General features: G+C 48.6%; 15 protein-coding genes. 7 read left to right on the top strand and 8 right to left on the bottom strand.

Going from position 1 to position 18,775, the window contains the following annotated elements; all coding sequences use genetic code 11:
* Nucleotides 1-18: 18 nt before the first annotated feature.
* The 4 genes from ABGV42_RS28520 to ABGV42_RS28505 form a co-directional block, all read right to left on the bottom strand.
* Nucleotides 19-918 (bottom strand): DUF4097 family beta strand repeat-containing protein, encoded by a 900-nt coding sequence (locus ABGV42_RS28520; RefSeq protein ID WP_347384736.1) that lies wholly within the window; start codon nucleotides 916-918, stop codon nucleotides 19-21.
* Nucleotides 915-1,508 (bottom strand): DUF1700 domain-containing protein, encoded by a 594-nt coding sequence (locus ABGV42_RS28515; protein WP_347384735.1) that lies wholly within the window; start codon nucleotides 1,506-1,508, stop codon nucleotides 915-917. Before ABGV42_RS28515 ends, ABGV42_RS28520 begins: the two co-directional genes overlap by 4 nt.
* A complete protein-coding gene (locus tag ABGV42_RS28510; protein ID WP_127537344.1) occupies nucleotides 1,501-1,830 on the bottom strand; it encodes a PadR family transcriptional regulator in 330 nt (109 codons plus the stop codon). The genes ABGV42_RS28515 and ABGV42_RS28510 overlap by 8 nt, the downstream gene beginning before the upstream one ends.
* A 240-nt stretch (nucleotides 1,831-2,070) precedes the next feature.
* Nucleotides 2,071-3,615 (bottom strand): FAD-dependent oxidoreductase, encoded by a 1,545-nt coding sequence (locus ABGV42_RS28505; RefSeq protein ID WP_347384734.1) that lies wholly within the window; start codon nucleotides 3,613-3,615, stop codon nucleotides 2,071-2,073.
* Nucleotides 3,616-3,998: 383 nt separating this feature from the next.
* Here ABGV42_RS28505 and ABGV42_RS28500 point away from each other — a divergent pair, with 383 nt between their 5' ends.
* Nucleotides 3,999-6,818, top strand: coding sequence for a glycoside hydrolase family 3 C-terminal domain-containing protein (locus ABGV42_RS28500; RefSeq protein WP_347384733.1), 2,820 nt, complete (start codon nucleotides 3,999-4,001; stop codon nucleotides 6,816-6,818).
* A gap of 92 nt (nucleotides 6,819-6,910) precedes the next feature.
* On the opposite strand, the gene ABGV42_RS28495 is transcribed toward ABGV42_RS28500, so the two are convergent.
* The 3 genes from ABGV42_RS28495 to ABGV42_RS28485 form a co-directional block, all read right to left on the bottom strand.
* Nucleotides 6,911-7,750 (bottom strand): methyl-accepting chemotaxis protein, encoded by an 840-nt coding sequence (locus tag ABGV42_RS28495; RefSeq protein WP_347384732.1) that lies wholly within the window; start codon nucleotides 7,748-7,750, stop codon nucleotides 6,911-6,913.
* A gap of 354 nt (nucleotides 7,751-8,104) precedes the next feature.
* Nucleotides 8,105-8,614 carry an anaerobic ribonucleoside-triphosphate reductase activating protein gene (nrdG, locus tag ABGV42_RS28490; RefSeq protein WP_347384731.1) on the bottom strand — a complete coding sequence of 170 codons (510 nt, stop codon included), beginning with the start codon at nucleotides 8,612-8,614 and terminating at the stop codon, nucleotides 8,105-8,107.
* Entirely contained in the window at nucleotides 8,611-10,572 is a 1,962-nt protein-coding gene (locus ABGV42_RS28485) for an anaerobic ribonucleoside triphosphate reductase (protein ID WP_347384730.1), read from the bottom strand. The genes nrdG and ABGV42_RS28485 overlap by 4 nt, the downstream gene beginning before the upstream one ends.
* A gap of 380 nt (nucleotides 10,573-10,952) precedes the next feature.
* Between ABGV42_RS28485 and ABGV42_RS28480 the strand changes: the two genes are divergently transcribed.
* Nucleotides 10,953-12,590 carry a hybrid sensor histidine kinase/response regulator gene (locus tag ABGV42_RS28480; RefSeq protein WP_347384729.1) on the top strand — a complete coding sequence of 546 codons (1,638 nt, stop codon included), beginning with the start codon at nucleotides 10,953-10,955 and terminating at the stop codon, nucleotides 12,588-12,590.
* A gap of 194 nt (nucleotides 12,591-12,784) precedes the next feature.
* Nucleotides 12,785-13,723, top strand: coding sequence for an aldo/keto reductase family protein (locus ABGV42_RS28475; RefSeq protein ID WP_347384728.1), 939 nt, complete (start codon nucleotides 12,785-12,787; stop codon nucleotides 13,721-13,723).
* A 109-nt stretch (nucleotides 13,724-13,832) separates the two neighbouring features.
* Here ABGV42_RS28475 and ABGV42_RS28470 read toward each other — a convergent pair whose 3' ends face one another.
* Complete coding sequence (locus tag ABGV42_RS28470; protein ID WP_347384727.1) at nucleotides 13,833-14,957, bottom strand: GGDEF domain-containing protein; 1,125 nt, start codon at nucleotides 14,955-14,957, stop codon at nucleotides 13,833-13,835.
* Nucleotides 14,958-15,230: 273 nt separating this feature from the next.
* Between ABGV42_RS28470 and ABGV42_RS28465 the strand changes: the two genes are divergently transcribed.
* From ABGV42_RS28465 to ABGV42_RS28450, 4 genes are all read left to right on the top strand, one after another.
* Nucleotides 15,231-15,626: a Fur family transcriptional regulator gene (locus ABGV42_RS28465; protein ID WP_347384726.1), complete on the top strand. Its 396-nt coding sequence runs from the start codon at nucleotides 15,231-15,233 to the stop codon at nucleotides 15,624-15,626.
* Nucleotides 15,602-16,408: a winged helix-turn-helix domain-containing protein gene (locus tag ABGV42_RS28460; protein ID WP_347384725.1), complete on the top strand. Its 807-nt coding sequence runs from the start codon at nucleotides 15,602-15,604 to the stop codon at nucleotides 16,406-16,408. Before ABGV42_RS28465 ends, ABGV42_RS28460 begins: the two co-directional genes overlap by 25 nt.
* 235 nt (nucleotides 16,409-16,643) lie before the next feature.
* Nucleotides 16,644-18,107 carry a catalase gene (locus ABGV42_RS28455; RefSeq protein ID WP_347384724.1) on the top strand — a complete coding sequence of 488 codons (1,464 nt, stop codon included), beginning with the start codon at nucleotides 16,644-16,646 and terminating at the stop codon, nucleotides 18,105-18,107.
* A gap of 250 nt (nucleotides 18,108-18,357) precedes the next feature.
* Nucleotides 18,358-18,774: a BlaI/MecI/CopY family transcriptional regulator gene (locus tag ABGV42_RS28450; RefSeq protein ID WP_154894738.1), complete on the top strand. Its 417-nt coding sequence runs from the start codon at nucleotides 18,358-18,360 to the stop codon at nucleotides 18,772-18,774.
* Nucleotide 18,775: the final 1 nt, after the last annotated feature.

Genomic DNA, 18,775 nt, shown 5'->3' with positions numbered 1-18,775 from the left:
CGAATATTTGCTTCATCACTACTTGGTGATTCGGATGCTGCCTGAGGTGGTACGGGCCTTGATAACTTCCTTGCTGATCATCGGAGATTCCGGTACATTTACATCTCCGGAAGTGGCACGAGCGTCATAAACTCCCTCAAAGTCTGGTGCGGCTTGAATGAAGATATCTCCCGATTGTCCCGATACATCCACTGGGGCGGAATGCGACTGTTCAATACGAATACTGCCAGAAGTGAAACGGATAGTGGCAGCTCCGTCTAGCTGTGTGATTTTAACATCTCCTGATGTTATTTCGCTGTTCACATTGCCGGCTACCTGATCTGCAGTGAAGCTTCCAGAGGATTGATTTACTGTCATGTCACCATGAATGGATGAAGCCTGAATGTCTCCTGAAGTTAGATCCAGTTCAACATGCGGAGCTGAGATATCTTCCAAACGAACGGATCCTGAGGTATTGTTCAGTTCAAGCAGATTCGCGTTCAAACCAGTCAAAGACCAGTCACTAGATGATGAATCGAGCTTAACCTCGTTGAGTTGGTGCCCTTCGGGCAGGGCAATGGTGATTTTGGAATCCCGATCATTCCAATACAGGGTGAAAAACTGCAATTGCTCCCGTTCGGTTTGCGATAGTTTGAATGTTCCATCCTTCAAAGAGGCCTGTTCAAAGCTTTTGATTACGGCTGGGTCCCATTTCCCGTCTACCTCGATATAACCATCCGAACTCGGGCTGGCTATAAATTCAATATCTGCGCTAAAGTTAGCTTTCATGATAACATCTTGCAACTCATCACTTTTGAAATCCCATCGCTTGGAATAGGCTTCTCGCTTGTCTCCGAACTGAACTCCATAGATGGATGTTCCAAGCAAGCCTATGCCGATACATATGACCGCTAAAGCTAACCATTTTTTTGTACTCATGCGGAAACGTCTCCTCTCATCGTCCTCTTATTCCAATTAAGATATTTTAGCGTGACTGACTTAAAGGCCTTGAATACCCGCTTCGCCGCGATGAAGAACAGAATCCCCACACCAAATGCCCCGATAGCCACGAACAGCTCTGCCTTATCAAAATGATTGAGAAACAGGAAGTCCACCGCAGCTGCGACTGGGGCCACTACCAGCAAGGACAGACTGGCAATGACTAGCCATACCGACCAGAGTGTCAGCCCAAGAGGAATCCCAAGAATCAAGTTCAGAAAGATCAGGCCAGTAGCCGTAAAAAAGTTGCGAGCTGCCCGGTTGCTGTTCTTCGGCGGCCGCATTTCACCATAAGTGGGGGCGTAGAAGGGATCGGAACCCGGCATGTTCACGTCGTAGCGATCACCGAGTGCTTCCCGTGCAATCTCTTCCGGACGGCCCAACTCGCGGGCAATCTCCTCTTCAGGTCTGCCTTCCTGCAGTCCGAGCTCGAAGTGCTGATCATAGTCTGCGAGCAACTCTGCCCGTTCCTGAGGTTCCATCGGCCGCAGATGTATTTCCATGGCCTGCATAAATTGTTGTCTATTCATTATGGGTTCCTTCCTCAATAAGATTTGCGACATTGCGCACAAATTCATTCCATTCCGTAGTCAGTGCCTGCATGTAGTCACGACCTGTATCGGACAGCTTATAATATTTACGGGGCGGACCCTCGCTTGATTCCTGTAAATAGGTGGTGCAGTACCCGTCTTGAACAAGTCTGCGCAGCAATGGGTACAATGCGCCTTCGGCAACTTCAATATGTTTGGAAACCGCCTGAGCCAGTTCGTAGCCATACCGATCCTGGCGGTTAATCAGCACCAGGACACATAGCTCCAGCACTCCCTTTTTGAACTGGATATTCACGTTCACACAGGTTCCTCCTTAATCCTTCTTCGATCACTAGTGTGTATTGATCAGTAGTTATAAAATCATAATAGCATCCGGTACTGTATATTGCAAGGTAGTGATTTTAAAATAGTTCCTTGTCATGATTGTGCTCCTGTACACCACGACTGACTTCACATAAGAACAGCATACGCAAAACCCGGATAAGATACCTCCGTCCGAAGACGGAATCCTACCCGGGTCTGTAAACTGAATCTGTTCTGTTTATTCCGTAGCTTCTAGCAGTTTGAGATCTTTGACAGCAGGTCCTTCAATCACTTTGCCGGCAAAGTTGAAGCGGGAACCGTGGCAAGGGCAATCCCATGAGCGTTCTCCTTCATTCCATTCCACTTCGCACCCCAGATGGGTGCAGGTTGTATCGACCAAAAACAGTTTGCCGCTGGTGTCCTTGTAGGCACCGGCCCGTTTGCCGTTATGACGAACAACGGCACCTTCGTCATTGCCAATCTCCCTGACGTCCTTATGGACAATGCCCACTTTTCCGGAGATCAGCTCTTTTGCTACATTCGCGTTTTCTATAATGAAGTTTTTCACACCGGGATCTGTCTTGAATCGGGCCGGGTCGAAGACAGCAGCATGTGGATTCTCACGACCGGTAATCCGATCTGCCAGGATATGTCCGGCCATCGTTCCAGTGGTCATGCCCCACTTGGCAAATCCGGTAGCGACATAGACTCGCTCATGCCTTCCGGTAATCGGTCCAATATAAGGCACCTTATCAATGGATATCAGATCCTGGGCAGACCAGCGGAACGGAATGCTGCGAATGCCGTATGTTTCCTCTGCGAAGCGCTCGAGGCGTTCATAATGACCATAGGTGCAGATTCCTTGTCCGGTTTTATGGTTTTCTCCGCCGAAAAGAATCAGTTCCTTTCCGTCATGAAGGACCTTACGCAGGGATCGGGACGGTTCATCATCAGAGATATACATGCCGCCGGTGTATGGCTTCTGAGGTTCTACTGCAACGGCATAAGACCGCTCGGCGTGCAATCTAGTGAAATAAAAACCCGGATCATACACGGGGAAGTGAGAAGCCACAACCACATGTTCTGCTGTCACGGATGGACCCTCTCCATAGGTTCGTACACGAAGTGAAGCCTCTTCTTCCACGTCGGTTACCGTTGTGTGTTCGTAAATCTGGACCCCCTGCTTAACGGCTGAATCGAGCAAATGATGCAAATAGGCCAGCGGATCAAAGCGAGCTTGACCGGGCATTTTGATGCCTGCCCTGGACGGAACTGGTATCGGTAGTGGATCGACCCACTGACCTGGAATATTCAGCTTGCCGTAAGCGGTGAGCTCGATCTCCAGCTTTTTCAGGTTATCTTCAGATTGTATATACACATAGGCATCTTCCTCTGCCCACTGGCAATCGATCTGTTTTTCCTTCACCAGATTGCGCATCCAGTTGGCAGCACCGGCATTGCCTTCATAATACATTCGTGCCTGTTCTTCTCCGAAGTGGTGGAGCAGTTCATCGAAAATCACCCCATGCTGGGCAGAAACCTTAGCTGTCGTATGTCCGGTTGTACCATCCAGAACTTTCCCGGCTTCCAGCACCACGACACGCATACCTGATTGGGCAAGCAAGTAGGCTGTCGTGATTCCTGCAATTCCTGCACCAATAATGGCTACATCTGCAGTAATGTCTTCCGTTAGCTTCGGATAGGCGTTAAATTCATGAGTAGCCCTCCAGATCGATTCCGGAACAGGGGGTAGGCCCGTCGGGGGCTGTTGATTGTTGCTCATTCGATTGTCCTCCTTGATCTTTCTTCAGGTTGAATCCATGATTCGTATCCCAGGCAAGCGCGAATGGGATGTACTCCTATTCATGATTGCCACACTCTGACTGAATAAAACGATGCAGCAGAGACTTTACAAATCATTGTTCACATTTTCCTGGAGAGGACCCCTGTTATTTTTGCCAAACATGCATTATGATAGGGTTACCGAAACCGTTTTAGTAAATGAAAACTAACGAAGGATACAATTCGGTAAATGCTGATTTAACAATGTTTTTACCTATATAAAGCGAGTCGAGGATTCATCGAAGTACACCGTGTTCATTACATTAGATGTATTCGCTATCATTATTAAATAAACGATCTGAAGTGCAAAGGAGATTTCAACCCATGACTAATCAAACCAAATATCCATTTCAGGATACAACGCTCGAACTGGACGCAAGGGTTAAAGACCTGGTATCCCGTCTGACGGAAGATGAAAAAATCGAATCCATGCTGCAATATCAGCCAGCGGTAGAACGCCTGGGTATTGCTGCTTATAAACACGGAACAGAAGCCGCTCACGGACTGGCGTGGCTTGGAGAAGCTACATCCTTCCCGCAGCCTGTAGGACTGGCCTGCACATGGGATGCCGAACTTATGAAGGAAATCGGTTCCGTCATTGGTGACGAGGCTCGCGTGTTCTACAAACGCAATCCGGCTGTGAACGGTCTCACCCTGTGGGCACCTACAGTAGATATGGAACGAGACCCGCGTTGGGGCCGTAATGAAGAGGCCTATGGCGAGGATCCGGAACTCACTGCTGAGCTTACCACAGCACTGGTTAAGGGAATTCAGGGAGATCATCCAAAGTATTACAAGGCTGTTGCAACGCTCAAGCACTTCCTTGCCAACAATAATGAAGTGGATCGCGGAAGCGGCTCATCCAGCATTGATCCGCGCAATATGCGTGAATATTATCTGAAGGCATTCGAGAAGCCGTTCAAGGAAGGCGGCGCGCAGTCGATGATGACCGCGTATAACTCTATTAACGGTACGCCGGCGCTGCTTCATCCTTTTGTGAACGAAATTGTCAAAGGCGAGTGGGGAATGGATGGTTTCATCGTCAGCGATGCAGGTGATGTGATGGGAATCAAGAACGATCATAAGTACTATGACTCCCATACACCGGGCACCGTGGAATCCGTAAAAGCTGGAATTGACAGCATTACGGATGATGCGGATCTGTCCAAGCAAGCGCTGCGCGAAGGGCTGGAACAAGGAACGCTGACGATGGAAGATATTGATCTGGCATTGTTTAATACATTCCGTGTGCGTTTCCGCCTGGGTGAGTTCGATCCGGCTGAAGGCAACCCGTATGCATCCATTGGCGAAGAAGCGATGATGACAGAGAAGGCGAAGGCCCTGTCGCTAAGAGCGGCAAGAGAACAGGTGGTATTGCTCAAAAACGATAAAGCCACCCTTCCGCTAAATAAAACGAAATCAGGCAAAGTAGCTGTCATTGGTCAGCTGGGCGGCACCGTTTACCGTGACTGGTATGCTGGCACCATGCCTTACAGCGTATCTCCGCTTGAGGCGATCAGCGGCAAGGTAGGCAGCGACAAGGTTACGTTCAAGGATGGAAATGACCGGATTACATTGACTTCGGTAGCGAATGGAAAAGCAATCGGGCTAGCTGAAGGCGAGAAATCACCTGTCATTGCATCGGGAGAAGCTGAGACGTTTACGCTCACGGATTGGGGATTCGGAAGCCTCACCCTGCAGGCGGAAAGCAACGGAAAATATCTGACCACGGACGAAGAAACAGTGACAGCTTCAGCAGATGAAGTGTACGGCTGGTTCGTGAAAGAAGTATTCCACTTGCTTCCGCAGGAAGATGGCAGTGTTGGCCTGACGACATGGAATGGCAAAACGGTTACCGCGCCAAATGGCGGAAATGACGCATTTGCCGTTTCGGAAGAGCTGAAGTCTTTTGGTGCCACCGAGACATTTAAGAAGGACATCGTTGTGAACGGGCTGGATGAAGCCGTAGCAGCAGCCAAGGAAGCTGAAACGGCCATTGTATTTGTCGGTAATAATCCGCTTGTGAACGGGAAGGAAGAGATCGACCGTCCAAGTCTGGATCTGGCTGAATCCCAGCAGCGTCTGGTTGAAGCCGTATATGCGGCAAATCCGAACACCATTGTGGTTATTGTGGGCAGTTATCCGTTCACATCCAATTGGGTTCAAGAGAACATCCCGGCTGTATTGTACACTTCCCATGCGGGACAGGAATTGGGTACGGCTGTGGCTGATGTGCTCTACGGAGATTACGCGCCAGCAGGCCGTCTGAACATGACGTGGGTGCAATCCGCAGATCAGTTAACGGATATCAAGGACTACGACATCATTCAATCGGGACGTACGTATCAGTATTTTGAAGGCAATGTATTGTATCCATTCGGACATGGATTAACCTATGCTGCGTTCAAGTACAGCAACCTGGAGCTGAATCCTGACCAAGCGGGAACAGAAGGAACGGTTAAAGTAACCGTCGACGTAACGAACACCGGAACCATTCCCAGTGATGAAGTGGTACAGCTATATGTACGTGCCGGCAAATCCCGGGTGAAACGTCCACTTAAAACGTTAAAAGGATTCCGTCGTCTCCATGTGGAAGCTGGAGCAACAGTGAAAGTGAGCTTCAACTTACCCGTACAGGAACTGGCTATCTGGGATGTAACCCGGGATCGTTATGTGGTTGAAGCAGGAACGTATTCCATCATGGTCGGCAAATCGTCATCCGATATTCAGCTTGTTGCCGATCTGACGGTTGATGGGGAAACCATCCCTGCCCGTAATCTGAGCGTGGCGACACGTGCTGAGAATTATGATGCCTACTTTGGTGTGGATCTGGATGAGAGCAAGGAAGGTGGAACTTCTGTCCGTGTGACAGGTGAACAAGGATGGATTGCCTTCAAAGACGCCGATTTGGGCGATCATGCAGCAGCCATTGAAGCGCGTGTATCATCAGAACAGCCAGGTGCGGTGCTGGAAGTTCGTCTGGACGCAGCGGATGGTACGCTGGCAGGACGTGTCGATATTGCACAAAGTGGAGCACAGCAATGGTCTACGGTGAAAGCTGACCTTCAAGGCGCAGCAGGCCAACGAGACATCTATATTTTATTGTCTGCGGGTGTCCGTGTAAGCCATTTTGAAATTCGCTAAACGAACGGATAGAATAAGCTTAAAATATATTAAATAGAAGAAAGCCTCCGAATAGATTCGGGGGCTTTTTGACTTGATCACTTATATGTAAATTATCTGCCGTCAAACGTAATGAGTTTGTTCACGAATTGTTTGAGCTGCTGGCTGGTTTCATTCAGCTGTTCAATGGTACTCATGAAATTGTTGACCAGTTCCGCCTGTTCCTGCGAGCTGGCGGTAATCTCTCCAAGCTCATTTTCCATCATATGAATCGACTGCCGGACAGCGAGGAGGGATTCCTCAATCTGGGTAGTAGCTTGCTTGGTGTCTACCGACAGTTTGCGGATTTCTTTGGCAACAACGCCGAAGCCTGCACCAGCTTCACCTACACGGGCAGCCTCAATGGCTGCGTTCAACCCGAGCAGATTGGTTTGTTCGGAAATCTCTCGAATGAAGCTCGCAACCTGAGTCACGTTTCCTGATTTCTGAACAGCCTGTTTGGAGTTATTTCGAATTTCTTCTGTAGTGGCGCTTAGTTCCTCGGAGTGTGCAGCCACATGCTGGACGCTATCGATAAGCTGGTTGGTCAGATGCTCCGTCGCCTCCATGAGTTGTTGCAACTGAGCCTGATCATCCATGCTGTAGAGCAGATTGAATATGGCAATGACCTCACCCTGTTCGTTTTTGATCGGCAAGTACGATACATCAAATGGAACACCGAATAATTCCTTGGGGTAATGATCAAATTGCTTCTCCGTACCGCCTTTCAGGTCGGCAAAATTGCGATTGGGTTCAAGCAAAGGGTCTCCCGCTTTGAATTCCAATTGTTTTAAGGACTCCCCTGCAGAAAAGTAAAGAAACTTCTCCCGATCTATAATGGAAAGGGTTACATCCTGACGTATAGTATCACGGAAAAACGACATACAGGTGATGAGTGCTTGAATAATATCCATAACTGAGTGAATACCTCCTGAATTGTTTAATATGAGCATGTTGCATCAATCCAATAAGCGACTTCCATTCTCCAATCGATAGATCGAAATGGTGCTATTCGTTTATCGATTGTACCTGGGAGTGATTTCAATCAAATGATGTAAGATGCTGAATATAGAAAAGTGCAAGGGTTTACTTTAGTAACCACCTATATTATATCGACATATCATGCAGAAACGAGCAGTAAAAAAGAAAAAATTCCCATCTAAAATCACGATTCTCTGATTCCGTGAATTTGGATGGGAATTTAATTTTATTCATGCTAGGACAATGCAGATGAGGTGAACAATAACAAGATGGAAGTGTGCACGACACTATAACGGATTATGCTCCATGGTAATGATTTTGTCTCCTCTTAACGTTGCCTGCACATCCACCAAGCGCTGATTGCGGCTGCCCCGAAAAGGTAAAGACACATCTCGTTCAGCAGCCACGTAGGGGCCATCTACAATGACATCACACAGCAGGACCAGTTCTGCCCGTATCGGATCAGCAACAAGTTCTTCATAGACAAATCCCGTATAGGCCCACACCGTTCGGTCAGGGCATGCTTCGCGGAAACGGCGAACCCAAGGAATGCATTCCTCTGCTGAGAAAAAGGGATCGCCTCCGCATAAGGTAACCCCATCCAGCAGGGGATGGGTAGCTACATCATGCAGAATCTGCTGCTGCCGCTCCTCGGTGAACTGTTCTCCTGCCCGGAAGCTCCACGAATCCGGACTGAAGCATCCTGGGCAGGCATGGCGGCACCCGCTGAGAAAGATAACGGCGCGCAGACCAGGTCCCTCGTTCACGGATTCGGGAATATAACCGTACAGATTCACTTGTGTTTCACCCGGTCTCGTACTTCTGCTTGCTTGGCGGAATTGAAGCGCACTTTGTAGTCCCCGGTAAGATAACCGGTAACCCGGCGCAATCGCTGAAAGTGCACATGGTCCTCGTGTGCTTCACACTCAGGACACACATCACCGATGACGCCTTCATACCCGCATGCCGGACAGCGGTCAATAGGGTGATTAATGGAGAAATATCCGATATCCTGTGCGAGTGCATATTGAACAATACGCTGGAAGGCACTGGTATTGGCCCGTACGTTCCCATCCAGTTCAACATACGAAATGGCTCCGGCATTACATAACGTATGAAAGGGGGCTTCCAGCTCAATTTTACGATAGGCTGGGAGTGTGTAATAGACTGGAATGTGAAATGAATTTGTATAGTATTCCCGGTCATTGATCCCTGCAATGAGGCCGTACCGTTCGCGGTCAATCTTGGTGAATTTGCCGGATAACCCTTCGGCAGGCGTGGCAAATAGCGTAACATTCAGGTTATGCTGTTCACTCATTCGGTCACAGAATTCACGCATGGTGCGAATCACGTTCAACGCTTCACGGTGAATATGGGGATCCTGTCCATGGTGCCGGCCATACATGGCGGTCATGCATTCGGCAAGCCCAATGAAACCAATGGACAGTGTGCCATGCTTCAACAGTTCTGCCACCGGTTCATCAGGTGAGAGCTGCTCACCGCCTTCCCACACACCTTCCCGCATCATGAAATCAGATGCCTTGGCCGGCTGTGCCGTTTGAATACGATAGCGGTGCAGCAGTCCGGAAGCGGCACGGTCCATAACCATTTCGAGTGCTTCATAGAATCCCGTACGGTCGGCGACGGCCCGTGCACCCTGACAGATGCCATAGCGAATGCCGAGTTTGACCAGATTGACGGTGTTGAACGACAGGTTGCCTTTCCCGCTCTGCCGATTGCGCCCGAAACGATCTGCCAGCGTCCGTGTACGACAGCCCATGGTGGCGATGATGGTATCCGGATCTTCAGGACGATAATAAGGCAGGTTGAATGATGCATCCACATTGACAAAGTTGGGGTACATGCGCCGGGAAGAGCAGGTCACGGCTAGACGGAACAAGTCGTAGTTGGGTTCCCCTTGAGCCTGGTTGATTCCCTGCTTGCACTGGAAGATATGCTGTGGAAACACAGGGGTTTCTCCGCTGCCCAGACCACGTATGGTTGCTTCCAACAGGGAGCGTGATACAAGCCTTCCCTCGGCAGAGGTGCATAGTCCGTAGTTTAGCGAAGTAAAAGGAATCTGCCCACCTGCCCGGCTGCTCATGGTATTCAGATTGTGAATCAGGGATTCGGCGGCCTGTCCAGTCTCCAGTTCTGTTTCTTCACAGGCAAAAGCGTAAGCACGTGGGCATGCTTCCCGTGCCTCTGGGCTATCCAGGTGCAGATACTCGTCGTCAATCCGTGTGTGCTCCCCGAGCAGACGCTGTCCCTTACGATAATGTTTGCGGAAGGATCGCTGTACATAAGGTGCCAGATCCCAGTCCATTTTATTGGCGGAAACCCCGCCGTACTGACTGTTTTGCTGTGATTGAAAGATAATGGCGACCAGCGCCATTGCAGACATGATGGTCTGTGGCGTACGCACGGAGCCGTTACCCGTATTGAAGCCGGTAGCCAGCAGTCGATCAAACGGAATAAAGATACAGTTGGTTGTTCCAAGCGCATACTGATCCAGATCATGCACATAGAGATCTCCATTCTCCACAGACGCAGCAAGCTCTTCCGGCAGCACATGACGAAGAGCATGCCACTTGGCCGTCTCCGAGCCGAGCCTGCTCATTTTGCCGCTGAACGAATCACCATTGAGGTTGGCGTTTTCCCTCAGTGTATCTGCGTCTTCTGCGCCAATGATTCGTCTTCCCAGGTCGGTTAATAGATCGGATGCCGGTGGAGCGGCATGCTCAAGCAGGTTCACGTGAGATTCCTCCCAAATATTGATTTTGTTATCGGTTAAATCAAATAAATACTATATGTAGATTCGCATTATCCATTTATAAACTATATGTGGTTTTTTGGGTGTGATCATTCTCACACGGCAACCGTCTCCAGACTGGAGTTGCAGCGGGGGAATGGATAAAGGTTTTCAAAGTGAATAGGGAAGCGTATAATTCCTATTTACGCTGGAATAAGGATGAGTGTGGTTTTCAACCACTGTGATTCTCTTGGGCTTCTGCGGTGGTAAACATATATGTACATGCTGTGACAATTAACTTATGAAATTTGACCCTCATATACAGGACAGATTCATTTTGAGATAGAGATGTAGAAATACAGCTAAGAACTGAGGGGTAAATCATGGGAACGGTAGGGATTAAGAGAGGCTTCTATGAAAATGTACAGGAAGCGGCGTCCCACATCGTGGACGTGTTAAGTGACATATTGAAGGTCAATACGATCTTCGTTGCCACCAATGATGGGATTACCAATACGATTTTGGAAGCTTTTAATCGAGACGAAGAACTGGTCATCAGTGGCCGTGAACTTTCATTTGATTCTTCCTACTGCAGTTTGGTACTCCGGAATAAGATAGACAACCTGACCATAACGGATACTGCAGCACATCCGCTGACTTGCTCAATGGATGTAACCAAGGCGCTCGGTAACCGTTTTTTTGTGGGCATACCCATTATGCGGCGATCGGGTGAAACCTTTGGGACGATTTGTCTAATGGACAACCCGGACTATGTAATCAGTGAGACGGATATGAAAACGTTGAATGCCATGGCTGTATTTCTCGGATATGTCGTTGATTTGGAGAGCAATTTGCTGGTACAGGAACAGAAGCTGAACGATACGGAGCAGCTGAAGCAGCAGCTGCAGCTGGAGAAGGAACGCGCAGAATCGGAAGCGATGACGAAGGCGCAGATGATCGCGTTGATGAGTCATGAGATTCGGAACCCGCTTAACGGAATTCTGGGTTTAACCGATCTGATGCGCACACCGAATATGCCTGAAGAGCATGTGGAATATGTGGACATGATTGAGACGAGCGGCAACATCCTGTTGTCTCTGCTAAACAATATAATGAATTTCAACATTAATGAAACAGGTGAAACAGTGGTTCATGATGATCCCTTTGATCTGGTTTCTACCATTGAGAGTACCGTTTACCTGCATGCAGGGCAGGCCATGGAGAAAGGGATCGAGCTAGGCTTGAACCTTGAAATGAATGTATCTCAGGTGTTCGTGGGGGACGAGGTCAAGATCGGCCAACTGCTCGCAAATGTGCTGAAATATGCCATTGATTCAACACGTGCAGGTTCCGTGCTTGTTACGGCAAACGTGGATGACCAGAATGTGGATGGGGCGGGTACGTTGCGGCTTCATATCAAATATACGGGGCGGATGCTGACATCGGATAAAAAACTACAGGCATTTAATACACTGGACGGAAATGTCAGCATTCAAAAGCTTGTGGGTACCAACCTCGGTTTGGCTGTCAGCCAAAATCTCGCCATTCTCATGCATGGCCGCATTGAGGTGAGCAGCTTGGGGGAAGAGGAGACAGAATTTCAGATCAGGCTGCCCCTAATGAGGCACTGGGAACTTCCGCAGCTTACAGGCATTCAAGAACGATTGAAAGGTACGACGGTGCTGCTGGTCAAAGCTCCCGATATTCTCCAGGGGGTATCTTCCCTCATGCGCAGGTGGCAGATGGATGTGCATATGACATCGAACCCGAACCAAGCACATGAATGGATGGAGGAGGGACTTGAGCCTGAGATTGCGGTCATTGATATGGGATTAGAGTCAGGCACAGCTATGAAGTTTATTCAAGAATTAAAGGGAATGGCGAAACAGCTGCCCATCATCATATTGGTCCCATACGGAATGCATATCGATCCTCAGGAGGCAAGGACTGTTAATGCTGTCTTGACCAAGCCGGTTAGACAGTTGGACCTGCTGAATGCACTGAGTGCGACAGTGCACTGAGCATACCCAATAAAAGCGGCGTACCTGATGAGGTACGCCGCTTTTATTGCATACGGAAAGAGAGCTGGCCCCTCAGATCCGGGCTGTACATTTTTCCTATTTTCTTTTGTTAAAGTGCTTTTCATCCACGTTGGTTACGTTACAATAGAAAAGTAAGAATCATACTAATGAATCTAGAGGAGGATGTGCATTCAATGGAATACCGCAGATTGGGTGGAAGCGGACTGAAAGTAAGCGAGATCAGCTTGGGCAGCTGGCTGACATACGGAGGATATGTGGAGCGTGAAAATGCGGTGAAGTCGATTGAAACCGCATTCGATGAAGGTATCAACTTTTTTGATACAGCGAACGTATACGAACGCGGCGCGGCAGAAGAGCTGCTTGGGCAGACTTTGAAAGCATATTCCCGTGATTCCTATGTTCTTGCTACCAAAGTGTTCGGCAAAATGGGCGACGGTCCGAATGACCAGGGCTTATCCCGCAAACATATCAAGGAACAATGTGATGCCAGTCTGAAGCGCTTAGGCGTGGAATATGTGGACATCTACTATTGCCATCGTTATCATACGGAAACACCGATCGAAGAAACGCTGCGGGCACTGGATGACCTGGTTCGTCAGGGCAAAGTGCTGTACGTAGGCGTAAGCCAATGGACGGCCGCTCAGATGGAGGCTGCTTTGGGTACCGCTGATCGTCTTCTGCTCGATCATATCGTGGTCAATCAGCCGGTCTATAACATGTTCGACCGCTATATTGAGAATGAGATTATTCCACTCGGTGAGCGCAAGGGAATTGGACAAGTGGTCTATTCTCCTCTTGCACAAGGTCTGTTAACCGGCAAGTACACATCCGTTTCAGATATTCCGGAGAACTCCCGTGCGGCGAAGCTGGGCTGGGATGAAGGAAAGATCAATGCCGACAAAATCGGAAAAGTGCGTCAACTGATTGAAATAGCAGACAAGCTGGATCTGAAGGTAGGCCAGCTGGCACTTGCATGGATTTTGCGTCAGAACAATGTGTCCAGTGCACTTGTAGGTGCAAGCCGTCCGGAGCAGGTGAAGGAGAATGCTGCTGCTTCAGGGGTAAAACTGGATACTGCGATCATCGAGGAAATCGAGCAGATCCTGTCTTAATGCCGAGCAATCATAGGTTAATCTGGCATACTTACTAAATGGAATATAAGAGGGATACCCTGCAAAGCCAAAGGATGGCATCGCGGGGTATCCCTTTTTGGGGTTAATGTCAGAGCAAACGATTGCCGATAAGCACCTTGGACCGCTTCGGAATGGCACAGACCCGGTTCCGTCCTGTATTTTTGGCTTCATATAGAGCACGGTCTGCCTGCTCGAAGAAGTCAGCGTCATCCCGCTCATCGCAATGATCCGGATAGACGGCTACCCCGACGGAAATGGTCAGACGAATCGTTGTTCCGTCCGGTAGGGCAAAGAGATACTTTTCGACAGACAGCCGGATGGATTCTGCGATTGCGAGGGCTTGATGATTGCCGCAATCCAGAAGCAAAATGGCAAATTCCTCGCCTCCGTTACGTGAGACAATGTCAGCGGATCGCGAATGTTCAATTAGCAATTGCCCAAGCTGCTTCAGAACAGCGTCTCCAGCGCTGTGGCCATATGTATCGTTTACCTTTTTGAAACGGTCGATATCAATGACGAGCAGGGAGAGCTTTTGTTTATTTTCCCGGGCACGCTCCAGCTGCAGTTCCAGTGATTTCTCAAATTGACGACGATTGCTGAGATTGGTGAGATGGTCTGTGGATGCTCTGCGTTCCAGCAGAAATAACATCTCATTCGATTTGTTTATAAATTCTGCGATAAAATAAATAAAGATCCCACCGACAAAAGAAATCGTCATTTGTAACGGATATATTTTCATCAATGAATTCATACTGCTGGTATTCAACACCAGAATCACAAAGATCAGGGTTATGCCAAGCAGGTTCATCGTTATGATTTTGGTTAACCTCGACCAGGAAGCGTATGCAAAATATACACCGGACAGACCGATGAGAGTCATGACGAAAACAGCATCAATCGCTGCGGACGACAGACCAAACATGACAATGCGCAGGATGGAGATGACCAGTCCAGAAATGACCGATGCTAGTCCTCCTAAATACACTGCGGCTGTAACAATCGCAAGATGGCGCAGATCCACAATGGTGTTTTCATTTAGAGGGAAGGAGTAGTTCATCAGCACAGTGCCATAGATACCAAACAGGAGACCGCCGATCATCTGCACACGCAGTGAGGGAAACGGGACACGGATATTATAGTATTTGGCAATAATTCCGGATATGTACATGAATGTGATCATGACACAGATATTAATAAAGAACGTGCTTAACAATGGACAGCCCCCCTTAAACGCACATTACTATATTTTATCTGAAAAAGAGTACAGTAGCGAACCATATTATAGCAAAGGTGTAAGTGAATTGCTGGAAATGGTTTATTATTAATATAAGTTATATGTTATTGAACTCGTATTGACTTCATTATACATTAAGATTTATACTTAATCTAAATCAAAATTTGTTTCAACGTTTCTGGGTATCATAGCGATCGATGGATTGCTGTGTCATTGTATATATTTTTGAATGGATTAATAAGGAGAATTGCCGTGAGAACTCTAAATCTGACGATACAAAGACAAGCCGTGTATGATGTTGTTCGTCACTCGGAAGACCATCCGACTGCCGCTGATGTAATGAACCGTCTGGTTGAACAAGGCTATAATCTGGCCTATGGCACCGTATATAATTCGCTGCGTTATTTAACCGATAAGGAATTGATCCGGGAGCTTAAGCTAGGTGAGACCGCCAGCCGGTACGACGCCCGCATGGATGACCACCAGCATATTATGTGTGAAGTCTGTGGCAAAGTGGATGAGGTTATGACAGAGGTCCCTTCGGAGTGGATGCAGCAGGTGGCCGAGGAAACCGGATATGCAATTGATCATGCTCATGTGGTCTTTGGAGGTGTCTGCGGGGAATGCAAAAACAAACGGATCAAGTAAAAATCAGGATGTCTGATCGCCGTTTGCCGCTGCGGGTCAAGCCAGCTCTTGCTGATCCGGCTCCCTTCGTGGAAGCTTGTCCTGTTACGCGGCGCGTCATTCTGATTAGTCCGATGCCAGGCCAGGTTCATGAACTGGTCAAAGCGTTGACGGACAGCTGCTTCGATGTATTGGTGTTTCATCGCTGGGAACCGGATCTTCATGAACGACTGGTATTTGATCTGTTGATCTATGATCTGTCTGTGGCTGGAACGATTGACGCGTTCGCTGGCATTAGCAGCCGTCTGAACCGGGAGGCAGAGCATATGGCACCATGCCTATATCTGGTGGGCGAGAATATGATAGGCAGCGCGAGCGGACCCATGCTTCAGGAAGAACTGCTGGTGTGGCCGGCACGTCCACAGGAAGCACTCTACCGGGTGCAGCGCATGATTGGCAATAGTCCGGTTACGCCCAAGCGCGGCTTCTTGCCCGAGGAAGGGCAACGGATCAGTTTCAAAGACTTATGGCTGGACCGTGAGCGTATGAGTGTTCAGCGGGATAACGACCGGATTCATCTGACGAAGACCGAATACGATTTGCTGCTGAAGCTGATTGATGCCAAAGGAGCTGTCATTTCCCGTGAGGAGATGCTCAGCGATATTTGGGAGACCGATTTTACAGGTGGAAGCAATGTAGTTGATGTTCATATCAAAAGCTTGCGTAAAAAGCTTGGGGATAACGCGGCTTCCCCGCAATATATTGTTACCGTAAGAGGAGTGGGCTACCGCCTGGCGGATTAGTCCGCTTTTTTTTATTTCCAGCCTTTTATGCCATAAGCATATATTCATCCTTCATTCATGAAACGGTCAGGATGCTCATGATAACCTCATGCGAAGCTCATGCAGACTCTCTATTGGACATGTTAGAATCAATTTAACAGTTAGATCAAGTCTAAATGTATATTTAAAGTAATGACGAATATGATTTAAATAATACAGCAGGCACGCATGAGGCCATCATGAGGAGGATGCAGAAATGACAGAACGTATGACAACCAATCAGGGGGCGCCTGTAGGTGACAACCAAAATTCCCGCACAGCAGGCAGAAGAGGGCCTACTCTACTTGAAGATTATCATCTGATCGAGAAGATTGCCCATTTTGACCGTGAACGTATTCCAGAACGGGTAGTGCATGCCAGAGGTGCTGGTGCACATGGAGTATTCACCCTAGAGAACAGCATGAAGGAGTTCACCAAAGCGGATTTCCTGCAGGATCCGGGAACGGAAACGCCTGTACTTGTCCGGTTCTCCACGGTTATTCATGGAACGGGTTCGCCAGAGACTGCGCGTGATCCACGCGGGTTTGCAGTCAAACTATACACACGGGAAGGCAACTATGATATTGTGGGCAACCATTTGCCTGTATTTTTCATCCGTGATGCGATGAAATTCCCGGATATGGTGCATTCCCTGAAGCCTGCGCCAGATACGAATATTCAAGATCCTGCGCGGTACTGGGATTTCATGACCCTCTCACCTGAGTCCACACATATGATGACCTGGTTGTTCTCCGATCTGGGTACACCTGCGAATTACCGGGAGATGGATGGATTCGGCGTGCACGCGTTCAAATGGATTAATGCTCAAGGCGAGATCCATTATGTGAAGTATAAGTGGGAGTCTGCACAAGGAGTGCGCGGGTTCTCTCGTCAGGAAGCGTCTGAAGTGCAAGGGCAGGACTTCAACCACGCTACCCGGGATCTGTATGACCATATCAAAAATGGCCAATATCCGCAGTGGAAGCTGCAGGTACAGCTCCTGAAGCCGGAGCAGATGGATGATTTCTCATTTGACCCGCTCGATCCGACCAAAACCTGGCCGGAAGATATCATTCCGTTTCAAACGGTAGGAACCATGACCCTGAATCGCAATCCGCAAAACTTCTTTGCCGAAGTAGAACAGGCCGCTTTTTCGCCAAGTGCATTGGTGCCTGGGATTGAGCCGTCTGAGGATAAACTGCTGCAAGGACGTCTGTTCTCCTACCCGGATACCCAGCGTCACCGGCTTGGACCAAACTATCTGCAGATTCCGGTGAACTGCCCGTATGCACCGGTTCGCAACCATCAGCGCGATGGGCTTATGAATGTGAATCAGGATCCGTCCCCAGTGAACTATGAGCCGAACAGTTCTTCCAGCAGTCCACAGGAAGATCCGGCATACCGGGACAGTCAGATGCCGCTGCATGGCCACGTTACACGGGAGAAAATCGAGAAAACCGATGATTACACACAGGCAGGGGAATTGTTCCGTTCCTTTACGGCAGAAGAACAGAAGAATCTGCTTGATAATCTGATTAATGACCTGAAGGGTGTTCCGGCACAGACGCAGATGCGTGCGCTATGTCACTTCTTCCAGGCTGACGGACAGTTTGGTGGACGTCTTGCTCGTGGACTTGGTGTAGATATCTCGGCATATATGCCATCGGCTGACCAAAAATAAGAGCCCATTATTAATATATTTTTATATGGTGTTAGGATATAAAATGGTAATGCTGAGGCTGGACAGACTGCGGGAAATGCAGACTTTCCAGCCTTTTTGCTTTCTTTGCAGCCGAACTGGCTTCATATTATCTCCTAATGATTTCTGAAATGGAAAACAAATTTACAAATCATTTACAATAAATACCTGACATAGAGGTTGACTTCTTGTTTGTTGGCACTACAATGGGTAGTGTGAGGGGTGTCTGAACATGAAAATACACAATTTTAAAGTGGGTGAGCGTGGGCTGAATCGTTTTTTTGGCCCGCTGGAAGCGAAGATTATGGATATCTTATGGGCGCGTCCAGGCAGCAGCATCCGTGAGGTGCAAACAGCACTAGAACAAGATAGAGATGTTAATTTTAATACCGTCATGACGGTCATGAATCGGCTCGTGGATAAGGGGCTGCTTCGCAAGACACAGAAGGGCCGGACGTCCCTGTATCACCCGGTACAGAGCAAGGAGGAGTTTATGAACGACCAATCAAAGGAACTGTCGCATGAACTGGTAGACGAGTTCGGTGCACTGGCAGTGAGCCACATGCTGGATGCGCTGGATGAAGCCGATGCGGGGTTGATCGAACGTCTGGAGCAGAAGATCAAACAATGGAAAAAGGATAGCGACTGAT

Source organism: Paenibacillus pabuli (assembly GCF_039831995.1).
In the GTDB taxonomy this organism is placed as follows: Bacteria; Bacillota; Bacilli; order Paenibacillales; family Paenibacillaceae; genus Paenibacillus; species Paenibacillus pabuli_C.
The sequence above is the reverse complement of the archived record's forward strand: the minus strand, read 5'-3'. Positions and strand labels throughout refer to the sequence as shown.